This window comes from Oleiphilus sp. HI0043 (assembly GCF_001634935.1).
In genome coordinates this window covers 1-627 of record NZ_LWEY01000710.1, presented here as the reverse complement: position 1 = coordinate 627, position 627 = coordinate 1, and the positions used below count along the sequence as shown (strand labels likewise).

The following is a 627-nucleotide window of genomic DNA, read 5'->3' as shown; positions in this document are numbered from 1 at the left end:
GAAAGGTAGAGGATTAATACCCATGGCGAAGTCAAACGCATTGCCTTCGGGCGTAGGTAAAGGTTTTGCAGAACTCAAATCAAGATTATGGTTTGTGTTCGCTGCAATCCTGGTTTATCGAGTTGGTGCGCACATTCCAGTGCCAGGCATCAACCCAGAGAGACTAGCCGCGCTATTCGAGCAAAACCAAGGTACTATTTTGAGCTTGTTTAACATGTTCTCTGGTGGTGCATTGGAGCGAATGAGTATCTTCGCCTTGGGAATCATGCCCTATATTTCTGCATCGATCATTATGCAGTTGTTAACTGCTGTAAGCCCTACTCTTGAACAGCTTAAGAAAGAAGGCGAAGCGGGTCGTAGAAAGATTAGTCAGTATACGCGTTATGGCACAGTTGCTTTAGCGTTGATACAGGCTTCAGGTATGTCGGTAGGTCTTGCCTCTCAAGGTGTGACCTTCACTGATAGCTTTAGTTTCTACTTCCTTGCGATCTCTACATTTGTTTGTGGTGCTGTCTTCCTTATGTGGTTGGGAGAGCAGATTACAGAGCGTGGTATTGGTAACGGTATTTCCTTGTTGATATTTGCAGGGATTGTCGCGGGTTTACCAGGTGCGTTCGGTCAGTCGTT

General features: G+C 45.9%; 1 protein-coding gene. It reads left to right on the top strand.

The annotated features are described in order from the left end of the window. Positions 1-22: 22 nt before the first annotated feature. Positions 23-627 (top strand): preprotein translocase subunit SecY (locus A3729_RS08345; protein WP_197475693.1); only part of this gene is annotated, 605 nt, incomplete at its 3' end.